Annotated in this window: 19 protein-coding genes; 14 read left to right on the top strand and 5 right to left on the bottom strand. The window is 69.3% G+C overall.

The features are described 5' to 3' along the window. Positions 1 to 70: 70 nt before the first annotated feature. From ACWDNU_RS02430 to ACWDNU_RS02405, 6 genes are read left to right on the top strand one after another with little or no spacing between them, the layout of a single operon-like run. Positions 71 to 1552 carry an aldehyde dehydrogenase family protein gene (locus ACWDNU_RS02430; RefSeq protein ID WP_449667420.1) on the top strand — a complete coding sequence of 494 codons (1482 nt, stop codon included), beginning with the start codon at positions 71 to 73 and terminating at the stop codon, positions 1550 to 1552. A 24-nt stretch (positions 1553 to 1576) separates the two neighbouring features. Next, entirely contained in the window at positions 1577 to 3688 is a 2112-nt protein-coding gene (locus tag ACWDNU_RS02425; protein WP_449667419.1) for a hydantoinase/oxoprolinase family protein, read from the top strand. Further along, positions 3688 to 5661: a hydantoinase B/oxoprolinase family protein gene (locus tag ACWDNU_RS02420; RefSeq protein WP_449667418.1), complete on the top strand. Its 1974-nt coding sequence runs from the start codon at positions 3688 to 3690 to the stop codon at positions 5659 to 5661. The genes ACWDNU_RS02425 and ACWDNU_RS02420 overlap by 1 nt, the downstream gene beginning before the upstream one ends. Then, positions 5658 to 5942, top strand: a complete 285-nt coding sequence (locus ACWDNU_RS02415) for an acetone carboxylase subunit gamma (protein ID WP_370937114.1) — start codon at positions 5658 to 5660, stop codon at positions 5940 to 5942. Before ACWDNU_RS02420 ends, ACWDNU_RS02415 begins: the two co-directional genes overlap by 4 nt. Then, on the top strand, positions 5939 to 6700 hold the full coding sequence (locus ACWDNU_RS02410; RefSeq protein ID WP_449667417.1) for an SDR family NAD(P)-dependent oxidoreductase: 762 nt from the start codon (positions 5939 to 5941) through the stop codon (positions 6698 to 6700). The genes ACWDNU_RS02415 and ACWDNU_RS02410 overlap by 4 nt, the downstream gene beginning before the upstream one ends. Next, positions 6697 to 7380, top strand: a complete 684-nt coding sequence (locus ACWDNU_RS02405) for a class II aldolase/adducin family protein (RefSeq protein ID WP_370937116.1) — start codon at positions 6697 to 6699, stop codon at positions 7378 to 7380. Before ACWDNU_RS02410 ends, ACWDNU_RS02405 begins: the two co-directional genes overlap by 4 nt. 37 nt (positions 7381 to 7417) lie before the next feature. Here ACWDNU_RS02405 and ACWDNU_RS02400 read toward each other — a convergent pair whose 3' ends face one another. Then, a complete protein-coding gene (locus tag ACWDNU_RS02400; protein WP_449667416.1) occupies positions 7418 to 7933 on the bottom strand; it encodes a DUF4232 domain-containing protein in 516 nt (171 codons plus the stop codon). A 232-nt stretch (positions 7934 to 8165) separates the two neighbouring features. Between ACWDNU_RS02400 and ACWDNU_RS02395 the strand changes: the two genes are divergently transcribed. From ACWDNU_RS02395 to ACWDNU_RS02385, 3 genes are all read left to right on the top strand, one after another. Further along, the gene (locus ACWDNU_RS02395) at positions 8166 to 8846 is read left to right on the top strand and encodes a response regulator transcription factor (RefSeq protein WP_370937118.1); all 681 of its coding nucleotides are present in this window, start codon (positions 8166 to 8168) and stop codon (positions 8844 to 8846) included. Next, positions 8843 to 10210, top strand: a complete 1368-nt coding sequence (locus tag ACWDNU_RS02390; protein ID WP_449667415.1) for a sensor histidine kinase — start codon at positions 8843 to 8845, stop codon at positions 10208 to 10210. The genes ACWDNU_RS02395 and ACWDNU_RS02390 overlap by 4 nt, the downstream gene beginning before the upstream one ends. 81 nt (positions 10211 to 10291) lie before the next feature. Next, on the top strand, positions 10292 to 10588 hold the full coding sequence (locus ACWDNU_RS02385; RefSeq protein WP_370937120.1) for a DUF1905 domain-containing protein: 297 nt from the start codon (positions 10292 to 10294) through the stop codon (positions 10586 to 10588). A gap of 42 nt (positions 10589 to 10630) precedes the next feature. Here the strand turns inward: ACWDNU_RS02385 and ACWDNU_RS02380 are convergent, their stop codons facing one another. Together ACWDNU_RS02380 and ACWDNU_RS02375 are read right to left on the bottom strand one after the other, a co-directional pair. Next, positions 10631 to 10903, bottom strand: a complete 273-nt coding sequence (locus tag ACWDNU_RS02380) for a hypothetical protein (protein WP_449667414.1) — start codon at positions 10901 to 10903, stop codon at positions 10631 to 10633. 58 nt (positions 10904 to 10961) lie between these two features. Continuing rightward, entirely contained in the window at positions 10962 to 11093 is a 132-nt protein-coding gene (locus tag ACWDNU_RS02375) for a hypothetical protein (protein WP_449667413.1), read from the bottom strand. Between the two features lie 138 nt (positions 11094 to 11231). Between ACWDNU_RS02375 and ACWDNU_RS02370 the strand changes: the two genes are divergently transcribed. Next, a complete protein-coding gene (locus ACWDNU_RS02370) occupies positions 11232 to 11699 on the top strand; it encodes a hypothetical protein (protein WP_449667412.1) in 468 nt (155 codons plus the stop codon). Positions 11700 to 11800: 101 nt separating this feature from the next. Here ACWDNU_RS02370 and ACWDNU_RS02365 read toward each other — a convergent pair whose 3' ends face one another. Then, complete coding sequence (locus ACWDNU_RS02365; protein ID WP_449667411.1) at positions 11801 to 12715, bottom strand: LysR family transcriptional regulator; 915 nt, start codon at positions 12713 to 12715, stop codon at positions 11801 to 11803. Between the two features lie 108 nt (positions 12716 to 12823). Between ACWDNU_RS02365 and ACWDNU_RS02360 the strand changes: the two genes are divergently transcribed. Genes ACWDNU_RS02360 through tcuA form a run of 4 tightly spaced genes read left to right on the top strand, consistent with a single transcriptional unit; the run spans position 12824 to position 16948 of the window. Beyond that, on the top strand, positions 12824 to 13996 hold the full coding sequence (locus tag ACWDNU_RS02360) for a PrpF domain-containing protein (protein WP_449667410.1): 1173 nt from the start codon (positions 12824 to 12826) through the stop codon (positions 13994 to 13996). 59 nt (positions 13997 to 14055) lie between these two features. Continuing rightward, positions 14056 to 14772, top strand: coding sequence for an MFS transporter (locus ACWDNU_RS02355; protein ID WP_449667409.1), 717 nt, complete (start codon positions 14056 to 14058; stop codon positions 14770 to 14772). Further along, positions 14769 to 15458 carry an MFS transporter gene (locus tag ACWDNU_RS02350; RefSeq protein WP_449667408.1) on the top strand — a complete coding sequence of 230 codons (690 nt, stop codon included), beginning with the start codon at positions 14769 to 14771 and terminating at the stop codon, positions 15456 to 15458. Before ACWDNU_RS02355 ends, ACWDNU_RS02350 begins: the two co-directional genes overlap by 4 nt. After that, a complete protein-coding gene (gene tcuA / locus ACWDNU_RS02345; RefSeq protein ID WP_449667407.1) occupies positions 15455 to 16948 on the top strand; it encodes an FAD-dependent tricarballylate dehydrogenase TcuA in 1494 nt (497 codons plus the stop codon). The genes ACWDNU_RS02350 and tcuA overlap by 4 nt, the downstream gene beginning before the upstream one ends. 14 nt (positions 16949 to 16962) lie before the next feature. Here tcuA and ACWDNU_RS02340 read toward each other — a convergent pair whose 3' ends face one another. After that, entirely contained in the window at positions 16963 to 17892 is a 930-nt protein-coding gene (locus ACWDNU_RS02340; protein ID WP_449667406.1) for an AraC family transcriptional regulator, read from the bottom strand. Between the last annotated feature and the right edge of the window lie 136 nt (positions 17893 to 18028).

The following is an 18028-nucleotide window of genomic DNA, read 5'->3' as shown; positions in this document are numbered from 1 at the left end:
GGGGTTAGCATGAGCCGACGGCACGCGGGGCTCCAGGTCCCCGCGGGACTCAGGAAGCGCAGGAGCGACGATGCTCGAAGCCCATTCCGGCCCGGAAATCCCGACCCGGGTCGCCGAACTTCTCGACCGCGAGTGGCGTCTGCTCATCGACGGCAAACTCGTCCCGGCGCGGTCCGGCGCCACCTTCTCCCGGGTGTCCCCCTACACCGGCACGGTGATCGCCGAGGTTCCCGACGCGGGACCCGACGACGTCGACGAGGCAGTACGCGCGGCAGCCGACGCCCGACAGGTCTGGCGGGACACCCTGCCCGTCGAGCGGGCGAAGCTCGTCGCGGAACTCGCCGACGCGATCGAACGCCACGGCGAGGAACTGGCCCTGCTCGACACGGTGGACGCCGGGTCGCCGATCTCAAACTCGCGAGTCGACGTCGGCGTGACGGTGGCGCAGCTGCGCATGTTCGCCGGGCAGGCACTCGAACTCAAAGGCACCACGGTGCCCGCCAGCAACGCACTGCACGTGACCACCCGCGAGCCGGTCGGCGTGGTCGCGAGGATCGTGCCCTACAACCATCCGCTGATGTTCGCGGGCAAGATCGCCGCCCCGCTGGTCGCGGGCAACCCAACGATCCTGAAGCCGCCGGAGGCCGCACCGCTCTCCGCGCTGCGGCTCGCCGAGCTGGCGAAGGACATCTTCCCGCCCGGCGTGCTGTCGGTGGTCGTCGGCGACGGACCGGCGGTGCCCGATGCGCTGGTGCGGCACCGCCACGTGCGGCGGATCGGGTTCATCGGGTCCGAACCCACCGGGCGCGCCATCCAGCGCGCGGCGGCCGAGAGCGGCGTCAAGGACGTCAGCCTCGAACTCGGCGGCAAGAACGCGATGGTGGTGTTCCCCGACGCGGACCTCGAAGCCGCGGCCGCCGGCGCGGTGTTCGGCATGAACTTCACCTGGTCCGGCCAGTCCTGCGGGTCGAACTCGCGGCTGCTCGTGCACCAGGACGTCCACGACGCGCTCGTCGCCCGCGTGGTGGAGCTGATCGAGGCGCGCCGGATCGGCGATCCGTTCGACGAGCGCACCGAACAGGGCACGATGATCAACCGGGCGCAGTACGAGAAGTCGTTGTCCTACATCGACATCGCAGTCGGCGAGGGCGCGCGGGTCGCTACTGGCGGCGGTCGTCCGGCGGGCGTGGACGAGGGCTTGTTCGTGGCTCCGACGGTGTTCACCGGCGTGCGCCCGGACATGCGGATTGCCCGCGAGGAGGTCTTCGGGCCGCTGCTGTCGGTCATCCCGTTCGCCGACGAGACGGAAGCGGTCCGCATCGCCAACAGCGTCGACTACGGCCTCACCGCGAGCGTCTGGACCGCGGACGTCACCCGCGCGCACCGCGTCGCCCGCGCGTTCGAGGCCGGGTTCGTCTGGATCAACGGCTCGTCCCGGCATTTCCCCAACGTGCCCTTCGGCGGCGTGAAGGGCTCCGGCGTCGGCCGCGAGGAAAGCCTCGAAGAACTGCTCAGCTACACCGAAACCAAATCCATCAACGTCATGTTCTGACGATCCGAAGGCAAAGGGGCCCTCATGGCGTACGTCATCGGCATCGACACCGGCGGAACGTTCACCGACGCGTTCGTCGCCGACCAGCACAACCGGCTCGCCGCGGCCAAAACCCCGTCCACTCCCCCGGATTTCGCGACCGGCTTCCTCACCGCGATCGACGAGCTCGCCGCGGAGCTCGGCATCCCGGTCCGCGAACTGCTCGCCAACACCGACTATCTCGTGCACGGCACCACTTCGACGCTGAACGCGCTGGTGACCGGGGACGTCGCGCAGGTCGGTTTCCTCACCACCCGCGGGCACGCGGACTCGATCAGCATCATGAACCTCGAAGGCCGCTACGCCGGTCTGGGCAGCGACGACATCCAGCACATGGCCCGCACCGCGAAGCCGGCGTCTTTGGTGCCCCGGCACCGGATCCGCGAGATCGACGAGCGCGTGGACTACCAGGGCCGCGTCGTCGTCCCGCTCGACGAGGACGGCGTCCGGACCGCGGTCCGCGGCCTGCTCTCCGACGGTGCCGAGGCGATCGCGGTGTCGTTCCTGTGGTCGTTCCGCAATCCCGCGCACGAGCAGCGGGTGCGCGAGATCGTGCAGGAGGAAGCGCCGGCGGTGTACGTGGCGCTGTCCAGCGAGGTCAGCCCGCGCATCCGGGAGTACCCGCGCAACGTCACGACGATCATGAACACCCAGGTCGGTCCACGGCTCGGCGATTACCTGCGCCCGCTCGAAGCCGAACTGCGGGCCCGCGGGCTCACTGGCGCGCTGCTGGTGATGCAGGGATCCGGCGGCTGTGTCACCGCGGCGGACGCTCCGGCGCACGCGATCACGACCATCGGTTCGGTACTCACCGGCGGCGTCGTCGGCTGCACGCGGATGGCCGCGTCGCTGGGCCACGACAAGGTGATCTCGACCGACATGGGCGGTACGACATTCCTGGTCGGGCTGGTCGTCGACGGCAAACCGGTGACCACCACGAGCACGATCCTCAACCAGTACACGATCAGCACGCCCATGGTCGACGTCCACACGATCGGCGCGGGCGGCGGCGCGATCGCCTGGGTCGACCCAGGCGGCAACCTCCGCGTCGGACCGCGCAGCGCGGGCGCACGTCCTGGACCGGCTTGTTACGGCGAGGGCGGCTGGGAGCCGACAGTCACCGACGCCGACCTCGTCCTCGGCATCATCAACCCGGACAACTTCCTGGGCGGGCGCAAGAAACTCGACGTCCAGCTGTCCCGCGACGCCATCGACAAGGTGGTCGCCACGCCGCTCGGCATGTCCGTCGAGGACGCGGCGGCGGCGATCTACGCGATCCAGAACGCCCAGACCGCCGATCTGGTGCGCAAGGTCGTGGTCAACTCCGGCCAGGACCCGCGCGACTTCACCCTCTACGCGTTCGGTGGTGCGGGCCCGATGCACTGCGCGAGCTACTCGGCCGACCTCGGCGTCAAGGAGGTCGTAGTCCCGCTCGGTTCCACCGCCGCGGTCTTCTCCGCCTACGGCCTGGCTGCCTCGGACATCGTGCTGACGGCCGAACAGTCGCAGCCGGTCGCGATGCCGGTCGCAGCGGACATCGCGAACGAGGTTTTCACCGGCCTGGAACGCGAACTGGAACGGCGGTTGGCCGAACAGGGCCTGACCTTCTCCGCGATCAGCTACGAACGCGAAGCGGACATCCGCTACACCACGCAACTCGCGGAAGTCGCGACTCCAGTGCCAGGCGGCGAGCTGACCGACGAGTCGGTCGAACAACTCGGCCGAGACTTCGAGGCAAGCTACGAAGCGTTGTACGGCAAGGGATCCGGCTTCCCCGACGCCGGGCTGCAGCTGATCACCTACCGCGTCCGCGCGACCGGGATCCTGCAGATCCAGCCGGAACTGCCCGAGCACGGCACCCTGTCCGGCGAACCCGCCACGAGCGGCGAGCGAGAAGTCCTGCTCGACGTGCGCACCGGACGCCAGCCCGCCGCGATCTACGACTACCGCGCACTCGGCGCGGGCCACGAGATCCAAGGCCCCGCCGTCGTCGAAGCGCCCACCACCACCGTCGCCCTGCCTCCGGGCACTCAGGCCACTGTGGACCGGCTGGGCAACCTCGTGATCCGTTTCCCCGAACGGAAGGAACACTCCTGATGGCCGTCATCCCCGTCGCCGGATCCGAGCGATTCGTCCAGTCCGGCGCTCCCCTCGACCCGGAAGCCCGCTTCGGCGACCTGAAACTGCACCGCGTCAGCTCCAAGGCCGTCGATGCGCTCACCTACGAGGTGGTCCGGCACCGGCTGGTCGCGATCACCGACGACATGGGCGACGCGATCAAGCGGATGTCCGGCTCGGTCGTCGTGACCGACTGCAACGACTTCGGCGCGGGCATCATGGACGAGACCGGCGAAACCGTCCAGGTCGGGCTGTACAACATGCAGCTCGGGTCCGCTTTGGACATGGCGGTGCGCTGGACGCTGGAACATCGCGCCGAGAACCCGGGAATCGCGCCGGGCGACCAGTTCCTGCTCAATGACCCGTGGATCGGCGGCGGTCTGCACCAGAACGACGTCACCGTCCTCGCGCCGCTGTTCTACGACGGCCAGCTGTTCTGCTGGACCGGCGCCGTCGCGCACCAGGTCGACCTCGGCGGCGTATCGCCGGGCAGCTGGTCCGTCGAAGGACACGACGTGTTCTGGGAAGCGCTGCCGATCCCGCCGGTCAAGATCGTCGAAGGCGGCCGGCTGCGCTCGGACATGGAGGACATGTACCTGCGGCGGTCCCGCGTGCCGCGGCTGGTCGGACTGGACCTGCGCGCCAAGATCGGCGCGAACAACGTGGCACAGGACCGGTTGACCGCGCTCATCGACAAGTACGGCCCGGACACCGTCAAGGCCGTGATGAAGAAAATGATGGGCGACGCGGAATCCCAGCTGCGCACGAAACTGCGTTCGCTGCCGGACGGAACGTGGTCGGCGGTCGCGCACCAGGACGGCGCGCGGGCGGGCGACCGGGACATCCACAAGATCGTGGTCGCGATGTCCAAACAGGACGACACCCTGACGTTCGATTTCACCGGCACCGACCCGCAGGTCGACGGGATCATCAACTGCACCCTCGCCGGGTTGCGCGGCGGGATCCTGCCGATCCTGCTGACCATGCTGTGCCCGGACATCTCCTGGTCGCCCGGCGGGATCTACCGGTGCGTCGAGATCGTCAGCGAGCCCGGGACGATCAACAACTGCACCTTCCCGGCGGGCATCGGGAAAGCGTCGGTCAACTCGGCCTGGTCCACGCAGAACGCGGTCTCCGAAACCGTCGCGCAGATGCTCAGCACGCACGCCGAGCTGAGCCGGTCAGCGATGAGCGTCTGCTGCGGCACCTGGGATCTGACCCTGCTGGCCGGCGTCGATCAGCGCGGCGGCGGTTTCGCCACCATGCTGTGCGACGCGATGTCCGGCGGCCTCGGCGCGAAGGTCGACGGAGACGGCGTCGACACCGGCGGCGAGAACTGCATCCCGATGGGCCGGATCGCCGACATCGAGATCAACGAGTTCAGCTTCCCGATGCTCTACCTGTGGCGGCGCGAGGAAGTCGATTCCGGCGGCCCTGGCCGATGGCGCGGCGGCGTCGGAGCGTCGAGCTGCTTCATCCCCTACGACTCCCCCACCCGCAGCGTGCACCTGGTCGTCTCGGCCAACGGCAAGGCGGTTCCGCAGGCTCCCGGCATCTCCGGCGGTTATCCCGCTGCCACGCAATGGGATGTCCTCGTCCGCGACACCACCGTGCGCGACCAGCTCGCCAACGGCCGGATCCCGCAGACGATCGACGACCTGAGCGGCCAGGCGGACACCCTGCCGCCGCACCTGGAAACCGATCTCGCCGAGGCGGACGTCTACTTCACCCATTGGCAAGGCGGCGGCGGAATCGGCGACCCGCTGCACCGCGAACCCGAGCGCGTCGCCGCGGATGTCCGCAACGGCAAGGTGTCCGCTCTCGCGGCTGTCGAGGTCTACGGCGTCGTGCTCGTGGACGACGAACCCGACCACGCGGCCACTGCGGCACAACGCGACCGGCTGCGGTACGAGCGCGCCGGGCTCACCCTGCCGGAAGGAGCGCACCAGTGAACCTCGACCTCAACCTCCGCTTGGACGACGCGACCGGCGCCGTCGTCTGCAGGCACTGCGCGACGCGGATCGGCGACACCACCGCCGAACCGATGGCGCACGCGCTGCGCCACGAACGCCCCTCGACCGAAGCCGGACCCGGTGTCCACGCCGATCCCGCCGCCTTCGTCGACCGGAAAGTGCTGCTGCGCCAGGCGTTCTGCCCCGGTTGCCTGACGCTGCTGTCCACCGAGATCGTCCCGGATGGCGAACCCTCCTACCGAAGCTGGAGCCTGACATGACCCTCAACGGACTCGCCGGAAAGGTCGTCGTCGTGACCGGCGCGGCCCAAGGCATCGGCGCGGCTTACGCCCGGCGTCTGGTCGCCGAAGGCGCGACCGTCGTGCTCGCGGACCTCAACCTCGAGGGCATCCAAGCCACCGCTGCGTCCTTTGACGGCCCCGGCAAAGCCAGCGCGTACGCCCTCGACGTCTCCAGCCGCAGCAGCTGCGCGGAGTTCGCCGCGCTCTTGACCGAGGCGCACGGCCGGGTCGACGGCCTGATCAACAACGCCGCGATCTTCTCCACCATCAAGATGAAGCCGTTCTGGGAGATCACGGACGAGGAATGGGACCGCTTGATGGCGGTCAACCTCCGCGGCCCGTGGCTGCTCGTGTCGGAGCTGCTGCCGCTGCTGCAGGCATCGCTGTCGGCCAGCGTGGTCAACATCGGCTCCGACGCGGTGCAACTCGGCCGTCCCGGCTACCTGCACTACGTCGCCAGCAAGGGCGGCGTGCACGGCATGACGTTCTCGATGGCGCGCGAACTCGGCGAATTCGCCATCCGGGTCAACACTCTCTCGCCAGGCCCGGTCTACACCGAAGTCGCGCGGGAAACCGTGACGCCGGAACAACGCGAGGCCATGCTGCGAGCCCAATCCCTGCATCGCCCCGCCGGGGCCGACGACATGACCGGCCTGGCCGCGTTCCTGCTCAGCGACGACGCGGGCTACCTGACCGGCCAGACCCTGAGCGTCAACGGCGGGCTGGTGCACCGATGAGCACGCAACAGGAACTCGTCGCGTTGTCGTCGCGGATCCTGGCCGCCGCCGGACAAGGCGACCTCATCTGGGGCCACGCCTCCTGCCGCGACGCCGACGGCCGGGGCGTGTGGATCAAGTCTGCCGAGTGGGGCATGGAGGAGGTCACGCCGGAGCGGGTGCACCTGGTCAACGCCGACGGCGAGGTCGTCTCCGGCAGCGGCCCCCGGCACAGCGAATACCCGATCCACACCGAGGTCATCGCCGCGCGGCCGGATGTGAACGCGGTCGTGCACACCCATGCGCCGCACGCCGTCGCCCTCGCTGCGACCGGACAGGAACTGCGGCCGGTGAGCCATGCCGCGAACCTGTTCGTGCCGCCTGAGGTGCCGCGGTACACGGAAACCGCTGATCTGATCCTGACGCCTGAGTTGGGCAAGTCCCTGGCAGCGGAACTCGGCAACGCTCGGGCGGTGTTCCTGGTGAACCACGGGATCGTCGCGGTCGGCGATTCGGTCGAGAGCGCGACGGTCGCCGCGGTGGTGCTGGAGCGGGCGTGTGAACAGCAGCTGCTGACGCAGTCATTCGGCGGGTGGCCTAGTTGGTCGCCGCCGGAAGAATCGCGGGCGAAGCGGGAGCACATTTACCATCCGCGCGCGGTGCAAGCGGTGTGGGATTACTTGGTGCGGCAGCTGCCTTGAGTTGGGAGGTGCGCTGTCCGGACGGGCAGCGCACCCCTCAGCGCTCCTGAACCGCCCGGACAGCCAGCGGGCGCTGGCCCGGCATGTGTTTCGCACACGCCCGCGCGCCGGGTTCCGCGACGATCGCCGACTCGGTGTTGCCCGGCGGGTAAACCCGCAACCCATAGACCGGTCGAGGCGCGCAGCTCGCCGGATCGTAAACGTCGACGTTAACCTGATCGACCCACGCCGTCGCGGATTGGCCGGGTGCCAACGTGAGCCTCGGCGCCACTCCGGGTTCCCGTACGGCGGCATCGCCCACCTGGTGCCGATCCAGGCCCGCGACATAGGAAACTCCGGGATGGCCGCCCAAGGCGCAGGCGCCGCGGCCGGAGTTGGTGAAGACGATCGGCACGTAGTAGTGCCCGGCGGCCCCCTCTCCCCGGCCGAGCGCGACGTGCAATCCGCTGGTCCGGCAGGACGCCGTCCGCGCGGAAGCTGGCTGGCTCGCGATGACCGTGCCGGCGAGTGCGGCCACGACGCCGCCGATTACGAGGTACCGGGCCGAGATCACTGTCGTTCTCCCGTCGTCCGAGATTCCGCTGATGCTTCATCGTGGCAACGCGCCGCCCGGCCGTCCGAGAGGCCAAGGACCCTCTTTGAGTCACTGCCTGCCGACACAAAGGGCCGAACCCGCTGAAAACCTCGCTGTCCGCCGCGATGCACGAAGGAATCCGCATCGGCTCCGGTCTTGCCGCGATAGGGAACAATTTCTAGGGCATGTTCCGCGGCGGAGGGGCGACCCGATGACGGTGCGAGTCTTGCTGGTCGAGGACGACGCCCTGATCAGCGAAGCGCTTTCGCTCGCTCTCGCTGACCAGGGCTGCATGGTGACGCAGGCCGCGTGCGGCGAGGACGCGTTGTCGATGCTGGATTCGGTGAGCGTGGACGTGGTTCTGCTCGACCTGATGCTGCCCGGCATGGACGGGCTCGCCGTCTGTCAGGAGCTGCGGGTGCGCGGCGATCTGCCGGTCATCGTCATCACCGCTCGCGCCGACAGCCAGGACGTCATCGCGGGCCTGGAAGCCGGTGCGGACGACTACGTGACCAAGCCGCTCGTCGCCGGCGAGCTGGCGGCCCGGATCCGCGCGTTGCTCAGGCGCGCCGCGCCGGTCCGGCGGTGCTGCCTCGAGGTCGGCGATCTGCTGCTGAGCACGCACGACGAGACCGTTTCCCGCGACGGCTCCCCGATTCGCCTCACCCGCACCGAATTCCGGCTGCTGGCGGAGCTGGCCGCCGCCGAGGGCGAGGTCGTCACGCGCGAGCAGTTGCTGCACCGGATCTGGGGCCGCGACTACTTCGGCGGCACCCGGCTGCTCGACGTGCACATCAGGCGGTTGCGGCGCAAGGTCGAGCCGGATCCCGACTGTCCGCGCCTCGTGCTGACGGTCCGGGGCATCGGCTACCGCGCCAAGCCCCAGCGGTGAACCGGGCCCGGCTTTCTTTGCGCTGGCGGGTTTCCGCGGCGTTCGGGCTCGGCCTGCTGGTGGTGGTCAGCGCGCTGTCGGCCGCGACCTGGCACCTCGCCACCGGGTATCTGCTCAACCAGCGGCAGCAGAGCGCCGACCGCCATTCCCGGATCAACGCGCGGCTGGTCGACAACGAGGTCCGCACCCAGACCGACGGACTCGGCGAACTGCTGTCCGGCCTCACCTCCGGACCGAATTCGACGATCCTCGTGTCCCTGCCCGGCGGCTGGCACACCGCCGGACGCCCGATCCGGCCCGAAGCCCTCCCGCCCGGCCTGCTGTCGCGGGCCCGTCCCGGCGCCCCCGCGCACGACCGCTTCACCGCCGACGGGGTCCCGGTTCTCGCGGTCGCCCAACAACTCACCACCGCGGACGGCTTCTACGTCGAGCTTCATCCGCTGCTCGGACTCGAGCGAACCTTCCGCAACCTGCGCATGATCCTCGTCGCGGGCACTGTGGCGTGCGGCCTGTTCGGCGTCGCCCTCGGCGCCTGGGCGGCCCGCCGCGCGCTGCGTCCGCTCGCCGCGTTCACCGAGACCGCCGCCCGCATCGCGCGCGGCGACATGCGCGCCCGCCTGCCGGAACAGGCCGGGCCGGACCTCGCTCCCCTCGCCGCGACCTTCAACGCGACCGCCGACGCCCTGGAGCAGCGAGTCCGCCGCGACGCCCGGTTCGCCGCCGACGTCAGCCACGAACTGCGCTCGCCGCTCACCACGATGACCACTGTCGCGGAAGTGCTCGAACGCCGCCGCGACGCCATGCCCGCGCCCGCGCAGAAAGCGTTGCAACTCCTGCTGGCCGAACTCCACCGGTTTCGCGGGATGGTGCTCGACCTGCTGGAGATCTCGGCCGTCGATCAGGCCGACAACGGCGAGGAACGCGAACTGGTCGACCTTGGCCCACTCGTCCGCAGCGGGGTCGCGAGCAGCCCCGCCCCGCGTCCCGCGCTGGACCTCTCTGAGCAACCCCTGCTGGTAGCCGCCGACCGCCGCCGCCTCGACCGGGTGCTGGCGAACCTGCTCGACAACGCGGCTCGCTATGGCGGCGGCGCTGTCCGAGTGGCCGCACACGCACGCAACGGCGTCGTCCGGCTGGAGGTCGACGACGCGGGCGAGGGGGTGCCCGCCGAACTCCGGGAGCGGATTTTCGAGCGGTTCTCCCGGGGATTGCACGCCGGACGCCGCGAACCTGATTCGGGAACCGGTCTCGGACTGGCGATCGTCGCGGACCACGTGTACCGCCACAACGGCCGGGTATGGGCAGAGGACAGACCCGGCGGCGGGGCGCGGTTCGTGGTCGAGCTTCCCGAAGCTCGCGGGTGACCGTCCTGCCGCACCTCATCGAAGTCGAGCTTCGCGCGGCTCGCCCCGGAAACTGTCGGTGTCGCGTGCGAAGCTGGCGGAGTGGAAGTGCACTTCGACGCCGAACTGTGGATCTGGGACGCACGGCGGACCGACACCTGGACCTTCGTCAGCCTGCCCGGCGACATCTCGGACGAAATCCGCGAACTGGGCGGGCCGCGCCGCGGGTTCGGGTCGATGCGCGTACTGGTCCGGGTCGGCGCCACCACCTGGCGAACCTCGATCTTCCCGGACAGCGAGCGCGGCTATGTGCTCCCGGTCAAACGCGCGGTACGCAAAGCCGAAAAACTCGATCCCGGCGACGTCGCGCGGGTGACAGTGACGGTCCTCGACCTCTGACGTTCACTGAAGCCGGTCCGATCCGGCGGGGAACAGTCCCGGTCAGTGCGCGGACGATCGGATGAACTCCACGGCGATGCCGGTGAAATCCCACTTCAGAAGGTTGTCCTCGCCGGCGTTCGCCAGGATTTCGTACAGAAGCCGCGTGGCCGGGCCCGGATGTTCGCGCCACTCGTCCGCGCCTTGGCTGTGGTAAGCGATCTTCCAGGCATCCGGATCGGCCGATGCGGTGATCCAGCAGAAGGTTCCGCCTTGACCGTCAGTTCCCCAAGGCAGCAAGCCGCCGGGCTCGGGGAAGAGACCGCTTGTACTCAATCCACGCCTGCACGACTGTGAATAGCGATCCCTCGAAATAAACCGCCCGGAAAGCGGTTCAGAAGTTCTTTGTAGTCGACTGGCAGCGGGGTACCAAGTTCGCGTTCAACGTCTGACCAGTCTTTTCCGGCGTGAACACTTCGCGCAAGTCGAGGAGCCGGGCGATCTCGTCGACTCGAGACGGGGACACCTGACCTCCTCCTGGTGTCAGCTGCGGCCCTGACCTGCGGAAGGACCGCACCGTGACGGGACGAGGACGGGGTCCGGCAGCGTAGCGCTCCTTCGGCCGCCCGTCCCAGTGGCGGCCGGATCGGAGGGAGAACTTCACATGTCCAGGATTCGCTCCGCGGTGGCTCTCGCGGCCGCCGCGACCGGGCTCGCCGCCAGTGTCGTGTTCGCGCCGGCGGCCAGTGCCGCCAATCCGACCTGGGCGGTCACCGCCCTCAAGTCGGGCACCCCGCTCGCCAAGGCCAACGGTGACGTCGCGAACAACGGCGGCGTATACGCGACGGTCGGCATCAATTACGTCGATATGTCCAACAACGGAAAAGGCGTCTATGTCGAAGTAGAATTCTGGTTCTACCGAATTTACGGCCCGGGTCTTCCTTCGGTGTGGGAAAAGGTCGCCACGAAGCAAACCCCGCGCACTCAGCGGATGAGGTACGTGCCGACGAATCTGTCCAATCGCCTGCCGGGCAACGGGCACAGCGCCCGCGCGAAGATCAAGGTCTGCGAGGACGTGCCCGGCCGCGGCGACGTGTGCTCCCCTCAGGCGCAGGTGTCCTTCGACTACTGAGCGGACGAACCCGGCGGCGGGCACCGACGGATCCTCGTCGGTGCCCGCTGGCCTGCGTTTGCGCATCAAGGCGGCTAGCTCGCAGGATGCCAAGACCGCGGCTACGCGGGCACCCAATTGCGCCCAGTCTCGATCAGCAGTTTCCGCATCGCCGCCCCGGCGGGCGAAAGCCGCTCCCCGCGTCGGTGGGCCAGCACGATCCGGCGGCTCGGCGGGCGCGGCGAAACCGCCGTCAGGACTCGGATGTCGTCGCGGAGGCTGTACAGCGACAGCCGGGGCACCAGCGCGATTCCCATGCCGACGGCGACCATCGCTTGCGCTTCCTGGTAGCTGCGCGCTTCGAAGGTGACGATCGGCTCGAAGCCAGCGGCTTCGCAGGCGGCGTTGAGCAGCGCCAGGACGTTCGGCGAGGTCCGGATGATCCACGGCTCGTGCCGGAGTTCTTCCATCCGGACCGACGACCGGGCGGCCAGCTGATGGCTGGACGGCACCAGCAGCACGCTCGGATCCCGGAAAATCAACTGGCTGGTCAGGCTTTTCCCGGCGCCGTCCGCGGGCTGCTCGCGGTCCCAGGTGATGGCCAGCTCGATCTCCCGCGATTCGAGGAGCTGCTCGAGCCCGGAGAGCTGTGCGCTGTGGATCCGCAGGTCCACCCCGGGATGGTGCTCGCGGAACGCGGAGATCGCCGTCGGCAGGAACGACTCGGTCACCGTCGGGACCGTGCCGAGCCGTAGCGTTCCGGTGTTGAGCCCAGCAAGATCGGCCAGTTCCTCGTGGGCCGCCGACACGATCCGCTCGATCTTCTCCGCGTGGCGCACCACGGCACGGCCCGCCTCGGTGAGCGTCACGCCCCGCGGCCGTCGCTCGATCAGCGGCTGCCCGGCTTCGTCCTCCAGCTGCCCGATCTGCTGCGAGACCGCGGAAACCGTGTAGCTGAGGTTCTCCGCCGCCGCGGTCAGCGAGCCCGCGCGGGAAACCTCGACCAGCACGAGCATCCGCCGGATGTCCATCCTCATCCCCACAGCTTACAGCTCAGCTTAAGCCACCTTGAGGAACTTTAGCTGGTTTGAACCGACACGGTCGCGCACGCTTGCTCGGGAAGACGGCAACCGAAGGAGTTCGAGGTGAATACCCAAGCGGGCACGGTCGACTTGGCGGGTGCGTGGATGCGCGGCGGCACGAGCAAGTGCTGGCTCTTCGCCGCGGACGCGGTGGCGGCGTTGCCGTTCGACCTCGACGTCGTGCTGGCGAGCGCGCTCGGCTCGGGCGACCTCCGGCAGATCGACGGAGTCGGCGGAGCGACGTCGACCACGTCGAAAGCAGCGGTCGTCTCCCGTTCGACCGCGCCGGGTGCCGACGTCGACTACCTCTTCGGTCAGGTGGGGGTCGCCGAGCGGGTCGTCGAATGGGGCAGCAACTGCGGAAACTGCGCCACCGCGGTCGGTCTTTACGCGGTGCAGGAAGGACTCGTCGCGGTCGAGGGCGAGGTGACGACCGTGCGGCTGCGCAACCTCAACACCGGCGCCGTCCTGCAGACCGCGGTCGCCACGCCGGGCGGCCGCGCACCGCGAATCGGGGACACCCCCGTGCCTGGCGTCGAATCGGGCGGCGTGCCGGTTGAATTGACCTTCCGCGGGCCGTTCGATCTCGACCGTTCGTTCCCGACTGGCCGCCCAATCCAGCTCGTCAGCGCGGCCGGAGCGACCGCCGAGACGAGCGTGGTCAACGCCGGAGCGCCCGCGATCCTGATCGACGCCCGCGGCCTGGCGATGACCGCGACCGAAACCGCCGAAGAGATCGCCGAGCGGCTGCCGACGCTCACCGCCTTCCGTGCGGCAGGAGCCGTTCTGCACGGATTGGTGCCGCCCGGCCGTCCGGCGCCCAATGCGGTACCGAAGACCGGAGTAGTCGGACCCGCGGCGGATTACCGGACGGCCGACGGAGAACTGATCCGCGCGCGGGACTACGACGTCGCGGTGCGCATGCTCTCCATGCACGCCGCGCACCCTGCGATCGGACTGACCTCAGCCGTAGCGGTGGCGATCGCGGCCGCGAAGCGCGGAAGCGTCGTCCACGTCAACGACGACTGTCAGTCCTTGCGCATCGGGACCCTCGCCGGTGTGGTGGAGGTCGGCTGGACCCGCTCCGCCACCGGTGTGGTCGAGGCAGTCTCCTTGCTCCGCGCGGCCCGCAGGCTCGCGACCGCAGTCGTCCACATCCCGACCACGGGTCGCCCGCACCGCACGCAACCGGAAATCCGTCCCGCTGTCGGCGCGGAACTAGCGGTGTCACTCTGAAAAGCGCGCCCGTCCGCTCCCCCGGCACCGGGACGCCACGTCTATCAAGGAGGATAGAAGTGCTCACGCCCTTCACGACGGCCGCCCGCCTGGACCGTCTCCCGATCACCAGAGCCCACAAATTCGCACTGGCCACCTTGGCCTTCGTGTTCCTGTTCGAATTCGGCGACCTCAACACCTTCGCCTACGTCGCACCGGCGCTGGTCAAGCACCTCGGATTCTCCGTATCGGACGTCGCGGTCGTCACCTCGGCCGCGTTCCTGGGCATGGCGGTCGGCGCGGCGTTCGGCGGACGGGTCTCCGACCTCATCGGCCGCAAACGGGCCCTGCTCTGCTCGACGTCGTTGTTCTCGGTGTTCTCGCTGGTCAACGCGGCCGGGTTCAACGTGCCGAGCTTCGTCGTCTTCCGCTTCCTGACCGGGGTCGGCCTGTCCGCGATGGTGGTCGCCGCGACCACCTACATCTCCGAGGTCATGCCCGCCGCCCGGCGCGGCCGGATGCAGTCGGCGGTCATGGCCGTCGGCCTGGCCGGAATCCCGTTCATGTCGTTCTCGGCGCGCGGCATCGTCCCGCTGGGGTCCGGCTCCTGGCGGCTCGTCTTCGTGCTCGGATCCGCCGCCCTGCTGGCGCTCCCGGCGCTCGCGGCACTGCCCGAAAGCCCGCGCTGGCTCGTCCACCGGGACGGCTGCCCGCGGCCGAGGCCGTCCTCGAAAAGCTGGAACGGCGAGCCGGGCCGCTGCCGCCGATCGCCGACGTCCCGGCCGGACCGCCGGTGAAGGCGGGACCCAGCGGCTACCGGCAGCTGTTCACCAGCCCGTACGGCCGCACCACCCTGTTCCTCGCGGTCGTATGGATCTTCCAGACTCTCGGCTTCTACGGTTTCGTGGCCTGGGTTCCCACTCTCCTGACGCAGCACGGCTTCAGCGTCGCCAAGTCCCTCGGGTTCTCCGCGCTCACCACGATCGGCGCGGTCCCCGGAGCGCTGCTCGCCTGGCCGGTGACCGACCGGCTCGGGCGCAAGCTTCCGCTCGTGGTCGTGGCGCTGGCCACCGCGGCGAGCGGGCTGGCCTACGGCCTGACCTTCAACCCGGTCGCGATCGTCGTCTTCGGGTTCTGCGTCAACCTCCTGATCCAGACCTTCGCCACGCTGCTCTACACCTACAGCCCCGAGCTTTTCCCCACCGGACTGCGCAACGCCGGGCACGGACTGGTGTACGGAACCGGACGGCTGGCGAATATTTTCGGACCGATGCTCGTCGCGTCGATCTTCGCCGGGCTCGGTTACCAAGCGGTGTTCGTGTACATCGCGGCGTGCTGGCTGATCGTCGCGCTGGCGATCGCGGTCTTCGGGCCGCGCACCGGAAAACGCCCGCTGGAAACCCTGTCCGCGCGAACCGGTGCCGCAGCTGAGCCGAAAAACCCGGTGCACACCACCGAAAACGCCGAAGGGACACTTCGTTGAACGCGTCTGCCGGAACCGCGAACCCGGGAAATGCCGCTGACGTCATCGTCGTCGGGGGCGGCAACGCGGCATTCACCGCCGCGCACGCCGCCGCGGTGCGAGGCCGCCGGGTGCTGATTCTCGAGAAAGCTCCGCGCGAGCAGTTCGGCGGAAACAGCTACTACACCGCGGGAGCCACTCGAATCGCCCACCGCGGTCTCACGGATCTCCTCGATTTCGTCGAACCCGACGAGCGCCATGCCACCACCGACGTGCCCCCGTATTCACCGGCCGATTACGCCCAGGACCTCGCGAAGGTCACGAACGGCCGCAACGACCCCGACCTCACCGAGGCGCTGGTCAACGAGGCAGCGCCCGGACTGCGCTGGCTGCACTCCCTCGGCCTGAGGTACCGGCTGATGTACGAGCGGCAGGCCTACGAACGTGCTGACGGCACCTACCTGTTCTGGGGCGGGCTGCACGTCGGAAACGTCGGCGGCGGGGAGGGGCTCATGCACGACCACGTCCGGGTCGCCGACCGGCTCGGCACGGAAGTCCGTTACGGACAGGACGTTTTCGGCCTGCTGACCGAGAACGGGGCCGTCGCCGGGGTGAAAGTCCGGCAGGACAACGGGATTGTCGAGGAACTGCGCGCGGAATCGGTCGTCCTCGCCGCGGGCGGTTTCGAAGCGAACCGGGAGCTGCGGCGAACCCACCTCGGCCCGGGCTGGGAAAACGCCAAAGTACGGGGAACGCCCTTCAACACCGGTCAGATGCTCACGGCCGCGCTCTCGCTCGGAGCGGCCAAGGGCGGTGATTGGCAGTCGTGCCACTCGACCCAGTGGGACGCGTTCACCCCCGGCAACGAATCCAACCGGGAGCTGACCAACCGGCTCACCCGGCAAAGCTACCCGCTCGGCATCATCGTCAACCGCGACGGAGAACGGTTCCTCGACGAGGGAGCGGACTTCCGGAACTACACCTATGCCAAGTACGGCAAGGAAATCCTCGAACAGCCCGGCTCCGTCGCCTACCAGCTTTTCGACGCCGGTCTCCGGCCGATGCTGCGCGCCGAGGAATACGACATGCCGGGCGTCTCCGTCGCCCGCGCCGACAGCGTCGAAGAACTGGCCGCGCGGATCGGTGTCGATCCTGAACGCCTGGCCAAGACCGTCAATGATTACAACCGCTCGATCGACGTCTCGATCCCGTTCGACCCCAACGTCAAAGACGGCCGCCGGGCCGACACCATGCCGCCGAAGAGCAACTGGGCGACTCCCCTGACCACCGGGCCGTTCTACGCGTACGCCGTCACCTGCGGCATCACTTTCACCTTCGGCGGCCTGAAAGGCGACCCGCACGGAAGGGTCCTCGACGACCGCGGCCGCCCCCTCCCCGGCCTCTACGCATGCGGCGAGATGCTCGGCGGGCTCTTCTCCGGCAACTACCCGGGCGGCTCAGGACTGGCGGCCGGTGTCGTCTTCGGCCGGCGCGCGGGCTCGCTGGCCTGACTCGCCGGCGGGGTTCAGCGAGCTTGCGACGGCGGATGCCCGTACCGCTGGCGAAAAGCCGCAGCGAACCGGCTCGCGCTCGAAAAACCCCACCGCGCAGCAATCTCGCTCACCGACGACTCCGGATGCGCCTCCAGATCCGCGCGCGCGTGCTGCAACCGGACTCCGACGAGATGCTCCGTGGGCGTGCAACCAACCCATTCCCGGAAACTCTCCTGCAACCTCCGGACCGTCGTCCCGGCAACAGCGGCCATCTCGGAGGCCGTCCACGCCCGGGCCGGATCGGCGCGGACGGCGTCGACTACCCGGGTGATCGCCCGCGGCCGCGGTGCCGGGACGCGGCCGGAATCCGGGCAGCCAGCCAGAAGAAATCCGGCCGCGACCGCCCCGGCCAGTTGTTCCCGGACGATCGGCTGGCCGCTGAACAACGCACCGTCGCGCATTTGGGACGACAGGCCCGCGACGAGGTGCCGCCAGTCGCGCGCCGGGCCGTGTTCGAGGCGGAGCTGGTCCGGGAGCGCGACCCGGACGGTTCCGACGCCGAGCACCCGCTCGGCCTCGCGGTCCAGCCAGTCCCGGTCGAATTTCACCCCCAGCACGGTGCACGTCGCGTCCCAGTGGGTGATGAGCGACGGGGTGTCGGCCCGGAAGACGGTCGCCTGTCCGGGCACCGACGTCACCGGGCCGTGCTTGCCGCGACTGGCGAGGTGGCCGGTCAACGGGAGGTTGACCTCGTAAGCGGCCGGGTAGTCGCAGGCGATCTCGACGTCGGCTCCCCATCCGACGTACCCGATCAGCACCGGGCCGAGGTCGAGCGTCCGCAGGGTCAGGCGCGGTTCGCGGCCGCCGCCGAGCGGCGTCAGCTGGTGCGGAAAGTAGGCGTCGGCCACCGACTTCGAGACTCGCTCCCAGTCCCGCGGCGCCGCACCACGGCGTGCGGACATGGACGCATGCTAACTGATCTGCGGCGACGCGCCGGATTCGTCGCGCGATCCGTACCGGATCCGCGCTTCGCGTGTCGTGGGCCCGGCCCGCGCGGACCTACCTTCTCGTCCAACCCGCACGAAGGAGGCCGCGTCA

This window comes from Amycolatopsis sp. NPDC003676, assembly GCF_053587275.1.
Note: the sequence above shows the minus strand (reverse complement) of the source record. Positions and strands in the feature narration are given on the sequence as shown.

Bases quoted from the DNA above. Each gene is read 5' to 3' on its own strand.
- ACWDNU_RS02425 (WP_449667419.1), top strand. From the start codon at position 1,577: ATGGCGTACGTCATCGGCATCGACACCGGCGGAACGTTCACCGACGCG.
- ACWDNU_RS02420 (WP_449667418.1), top strand. From the start codon at position 3,688: ATGGCCGTCATCCCCGTCGCCGGATCCGAGCGATTCGTCCAGTCCGGC.
- ACWDNU_RS02365 (WP_449667411.1), bottom strand. From the start codon at position 12,715: ATGAGGATGGACATCCGGCGGATGCTCGTGCTGGTCGAGGTTTCCCGC.
- ACWDNU_RS02410 (WP_449667417.1), top strand. From the start codon at position 5,939: ATGACCCTCAACGGACTCGCCGGAAAGGTCGTCGTCGTGACCGGCGCG.
- ACWDNU_RS02430 (WP_449667420.1), top strand. From the start codon at position 71: ATGCTCGAAGCCCATTCCGGCCCGGAAATCCCGACCCGGGTCGCCGAA.
- ACWDNU_RS02405 (WP_370937116.1), top strand. From the start codon at position 6,697: ATGAGCACGCAACAGGAACTCGTCGCGTTGTCGTCGCGGATCCTGGCC.
- ACWDNU_RS02395 (WP_370937118.1), top strand. From the start codon at position 8,166: ATGACGGTGCGAGTCTTGCTGGTCGAGGACGACGCCCTGATCAGCGAA.
- ACWDNU_RS02370 (WP_449667412.1), top strand. From the start codon at position 11,232: ATGTCCAGGATTCGCTCCGCGGTGGCTCTCGCGGCCGCCGCGACCGGG.
- ACWDNU_RS02340 (WP_449667406.1), bottom strand. From the start codon at position 17,892: ATGTCCGCACGCCGTGGTGCGGCGCCGCGGGACTGGGAGCGAGTCTCG.